Origin of the sequence: Sulfuricurvum sp., assembly GCF_022759005.1 — a bacterium.
Lineage (GTDB): Bacteria > Campylobacterota > Campylobacteria > Campylobacterales > Sulfurimonadaceae > Sulfuricurvum.
In genome coordinates this window covers 1-4633 of sequence record NZ_JAEMQA010000007.1, presented here as the reverse complement: position 1 = coordinate 4633, position 4633 = coordinate 1, and the positions used below count along the sequence as shown (strand labels likewise).

Here is a 4633-nt window from a genome sequence, read left to right as displayed (position 1 = left end):
ATCTGGCAGGATTTCTGGGTGAAGTTATCCACTAAAGCGCTCCAATAGTTTCCATGAAAACGACAGCACTTTTATTGCTTTTCGTACTCCTCTTTTTTGGCAGATGCCAATCCAGCGATCCTCAGATCTACAACGGCTACGCTGAGGGGGAGTTTGTCAACGTCTCCTCCACCCTGAGAATATAAAAATCCGTTTTTTGTACCTCAAAGCATTACCGAATCATTACGGAGCGGTGATGATGACCTTGGCGGTTCGATTTTACAAAAAAACCCTCGATTGGTGGGTATAATTTCCCTTTATTTTAATCCGAAGCGACCCCATGCAGAGACTTTTTTTCCTATTTACCCTAATGTTTCAACTCATACTCTTTGCCGATTTGCCTGCTATCTACGATATTCGCGGCGCGTCACCTCTGCTCGATTCCAATATGAGCCAATTTTTGGACACCTGGAGAACCAAAACGATCACTCCCATCAAATCAGGGGAATATAAAAACGTCATTGTCAACGGCGATACGACGAAAAAAAACATTGCCCTCACTTTTGACGATGCACCCGATAAAAACAATACGGCGCATCTTCTCAACATCCTCAAAACACACCACATCAAAGCCGCTTTTTTCATGATCGGCAGTACGATGAACGACACCAATGCAACAGTAGTGAAGCGCGCCAGCGATGAGGGGCATCTCGTCCTCAACCACACCTTTACCCACCCGCGTCTCACCAATCTCGATGAGAGCAACATTACGGCACAATTGGATCAGGCTGCCACACGTATCGAAACCATCACGGGACACTATCCGATCCTCTATCGCCCGCCGTACGGTTCGATCAATCCGCTCGTCATCGAGACGGTCAATACACATGGACTCACTACGGTACTGTGGTCGCTCGATTCACTCGATTGGACACTCAAAGATTCCGATGCCGTCGTCGAAAATGTTGTGTCAAACATACGCAATGGAGATATTATCCTGATGCACCGCAATCCAACCAGCGTCAGAGCACTCTCAAGCATCATCGAAAAGCTCACCGAGAGAGGATATACCTTCCTTCGGTTGGATGAATTGTTAGGGATAAAAGCGTATCGATAAAATCACGCTATAATTACATTATCATTTGCGTTTTCGGTCTACGCTTGAGTTTCTCCATCGACCGCTTATCTCCCCTCTTGAATGAGGCTTATTTATCCAAGGACTTTTTATGTCATCAACCATCAAACGCCAAAACCATCGTATCCATCCGTGTAATACTGAGCAAAAAAATGCCCTCATCCAATTTTTGATTCAACAGCACAACGGTAAAAATATCCTCATCGTTACCTCTAATGAGGTCGAGGGCCTCACTGATCTTGCGAACACTAAAAATATCACTCTCCTCAGCGATGCGGAATTAGCCGCAAAACCTGATTTACGCTGTGACATACTCATTAGCTACGATCTCCCCGAAAAAGCGATCCTCTACATGTCTCGCTTCGCACGTGCCGGCGAATACGCCCTTATCCTCCTCGATACGGAAGATCAAAAACGACTCTATCCTATCGAGCTTCTCAACGGACGAACGATCGTCCAAGAGGTGATCAAAGGGTTCGAGCCGAACTTTGGAATTGCCGTTGAAAATATCCAAAAAGCGCAAGTAAAAGCAGAAAAAGAGGCACGCAAAGAGTACTTCGCAGTCCAAGATGCCAAAAAGAAAGAGTCACGCCAAAAACGAGAAAGCCGACCTGAGCGTAAACGCGATGATGCACAGCGCAGCGATCGACGTCCTCCACGCAACGAAGACGATGGCTTTGGCGCCAAAAAGCAACAAAACACAAAACCGCGCTATCTCGGTAAGGACGAAAACGGCAAGCCGATCTTCGAGGGAAAAACCCGCGAACGTAACCACTACATCGACGGAACACCGCGTACCGATGAAGAAAAGCGTTCGCGCTCAAAGTTTGACAGTAAACCGAAATTTTTCGGAGACAAAGCGAAAAGTTCGGATAAGAGAAAACCCTCCGACAGAGAAAAGAAACCTTACGGAGAGAAAAAACCGTACGATAAAGACGGCAAAAAACCATTTGGTGAGAAAAAGCCTTACGGCGATAAGCCAGCTTTCGGCGAAAAGAAAGCCTTTGGGGATAAAAAACCTTACGGAGACAAAAAACCGTTCGGGGACAAAAAAACCTACCAAGATCGAAAACCCTCCGAAGCACCTGCGGCACCGAAACGTGCTCCACGCCGCATCGATGTGAAATCGTTTAAATCACCAAAAGATAGCGAATAAGAAAAGACCATGGCAATCATCTCTGTTGCATCGACTAAAGGGGGAGTGGGTAAAACCTCCCTCGCATTTTCACTCGCCAAAGACCTTCGCTATCGCTATGCGACCAACGATATGTCGGTCGTTTTAAACAAATACAAAAATGCCCGCTATTATCCGAACAAAATCCCCCTCTATCCCGATACCGTCTATGACTTCGGAGGATTTGAAAATCCTCATGCAAACGAGATTTTGAGAGAGTCGGATATTATTATTCTACCGACGACGAACGATCTCAACTCCATTATGAAAAGTTTGATTTTTATTAAAAACTTTCGAGAGAAGACGATCCTCGTTTTTGCCAATATGATCGATACACCATCCGATGCAGTAATGATCCGAGAGAAGATTCATGAGCATTTTCCGAACCTCGCCTTTACCTACCTACGACGGACAAAACTGCTGAAAAACGCACTTGAGAGCGGAATGAGTGCCCGTGAGCTCTATGAGAGCAACAACCACACTCAACACCTTTATAAGCAAGCCTACGCCGAATACTCGAAAATCCTAAACCTCTTTAACGGCGAGAACTAACTCGTCATTCCCGACTTGATCGGGAATCCAGCTTTTTTGGGATGGATCCCCGGGTCAAGCCCGAGGATGAGAGAGAATAGCCTTTTTTACTTCCAGCCGATCATACAATTCGAGCATACGGTTATAATCATCATGCAGAGTGGTACTCACCAAAAATGCCTGCTTGTTGATAATATCTAGTGCCTTATCAACTCGTTGAGGGGTATAGAGATCATAAAGGGCTTGTTGATAGTCACAGAGTTCTAATCCCAGCTCTTCGAGGCGTATCAATTCGACAATCAAATTTCCCAGCGGCTTATTGCTGAATTCGAGATAACTTACCGCTTCGTCATAGTTTTCCATGGAGAGATGAAGCTGTGCTTTGAGTTCCCCGATGGTGAAATTCTCCTCGAAAATCACCCCGATAAACTTTTCGACATTCAGATGATCTTCGAGCATTTCGATCTCATCGAGCACCGTTTCAGGATCATACTCGGAATAGTTCAAAATGATCTCCCGATAAAATTTCCCCCGATTACGGTTGTTGTAAATCAAATCTTCGATCGGATAGACTTCGGAAACTCCGGGAACGATGATCTGACACGAATAGAACCCCAGATAGTCATAATCGCGAATATAAAGTTCACGCCCCATCGATTCAAAAATCGACGTCAGATAGACATATTCATCCTCGGTACACTTTCCGTTATACGTCCACGATGAGAACTCAAAACTCTTTTTAGCACTCAAAAATTGAATCCCCATCTTGCCGTTGGAATCGATGAAGTGCGATTCGAGATTGAAGCTCTCGGAGACCAGCGACATATCGAACGTCGGCACTTCAAAGCTATCCAGATTCTCTAACCCGCGCCCTTGCATCAGCTCCGTCATTGTCCGCTCTAATGAGACTTCGAGGATCGGATGGGCACCGAAAGAGACGAATAGCGTCGCATTGGAAGGATTGATAAACGAGATCGCCGTGACGGGATATTTGCCCCCCAGCGATGCATCCAATACGTTCACGACATATCCCAACTCCCGAAGCTTAGTCAGATCGCCGTAAAGGCGTTCAAACTGCTGCAACAACTCCTCAGGATAATGGGGCAGCGCATAGCCCTCTTTGATGATCTCAATCTTCGCGTACCGCTCCAGTATCTCGCTCATCGACTGCACCTGCGCTTCTTGCGCCGTATTTCCCGTTGCAAGACCGTTACTGACGTAAAGGTTGCTGAGGATATTGATCGGAAAATAGACCACCTCATCCGTTCCCAACTTTTTAAACGGCAGAGAGACAATTTTATCCTCGGTATCGCTGTTAAAATCGAGGAGTTCATCCATACTCAGCTCACCATTGGGATCATACAGTCTCATTAATTCGGGAGTCAAATATCCCCCATCCAAGTCAAATTCAACCTCATCGGGATAATATTTGCGCTGGGGGAGATGAAAATCGATAAAAAAGTTATTCGTTTGAAGCCGTTCTATGTATTCGCCCAGTGCACTCGCCGTAGAAGCCTCGGAGTAAATCCCTTTGCCGTTGGAATAGATATGTTTAGGAGCCTCTAGCGAAGCAAGATTGACCGAATAGCAGTGGTTTAGGGGATGTTTTTCACTCGAATAGGTGACATGGCATCCCATATCGCTCAAAATACTTTGCATCCGTTTGATGGAGACTTCGACGGGGGCATTCTTAGAGACTAAGTTCATATCGGTTCACTTTAAATAAATTATCAGGAAGTATAGCCAAAAGAGTTTACGAATTGTTATTGTAATTGCGTTAAGATATCAGGAACAAAATCGCATTGGAGCTGCCA

At 45.5% G+C, this 4633-nt stretch carries 5 protein-coding genes; 4 read left to right on the top strand and 1 reads right to left on the bottom strand.

Going from position 1 to position 4633, the window contains the following annotated elements:
- The first annotated feature begins 53 nt into the window (after positions 1-53).
- The 4 genes from JHC35_RS00370 to JHC35_RS00355 all read left to right on the top strand — a co-directional run bounded on the left by JHC35_RS00370 (position 54) and on the right by JHC35_RS00355 (position 2840).
- Positions 54-185 (top strand): hypothetical protein, encoded by a 132-nt coding sequence (locus JHC35_RS00370; protein WP_295041341.1) that lies wholly within the window; start codon positions 54-56, stop codon positions 183-185.
- Between the two features lie 164 nt (positions 186-349).
- Complete coding sequence (locus JHC35_RS00365) at positions 350-1096, top strand: polysaccharide deacetylase family protein (protein ID WP_295041339.1); 747 nt, start codon at positions 350-352, stop codon at positions 1094-1096.
- Positions 1097-1205: 109 nt separating this feature from the next.
- On the top strand, positions 1206-2270 hold the full coding sequence (locus JHC35_RS00360; protein ID WP_295041337.1) for a hypothetical protein: 1065 nt from the start codon (positions 1206-1208) through the stop codon (positions 2268-2270).
- A gap of 9 nt (positions 2271-2279) precedes the next feature.
- Positions 2280-2840 (top strand): hypothetical protein, encoded by a 561-nt coding sequence (locus JHC35_RS00355; RefSeq protein WP_295041335.1) that lies wholly within the window; start codon positions 2280-2282, stop codon positions 2838-2840.
- Positions 2841-2894: 54 nt separating this feature from the next.
- Here JHC35_RS00355 and JHC35_RS00350 read toward each other — a convergent pair whose 3' ends face one another.
- Positions 2895-4526: a YcaO-like family protein gene (locus tag JHC35_RS00350; RefSeq protein WP_295041333.1), complete on the bottom strand. Its 1632-nt coding sequence runs from the start codon at positions 4524-4526 to the stop codon at positions 2895-2897.
- Between the last annotated feature and the right edge of the window lie 107 nt (positions 4527-4633).

Coding starts and splice junctions, on each gene's coding strand:
- JHC35_RS00350 (WP_295041333.1), bottom strand. CDS start 4,526: ATGAACTTAGTCTCTAAGAATGCCCCCGTCGAAGTCTCCATCAAACGG.
- JHC35_RS00365 (WP_295041339.1), top strand. CDS start 350: ATGTTTCAACTCATACTCTTTGCCGATTTGCCTGCTATCTACGATATT.
- JHC35_RS00355 (WP_295041335.1), top strand. CDS start 2,280: ATGGCAATCATCTCTGTTGCATCGACTAAAGGGGGAGTGGGTAAAACC.
- JHC35_RS00370 (WP_295041341.1), top strand. CDS start 54: ATGAAAACGACAGCACTTTTATTGCTTTTCGTACTCCTCTTTTTTGGC.
- JHC35_RS00360 (WP_295041337.1), top strand. CDS start 1,206: ATGTCATCAACCATCAAACGCCAAAACCATCGTATCCATCCGTGTAAT.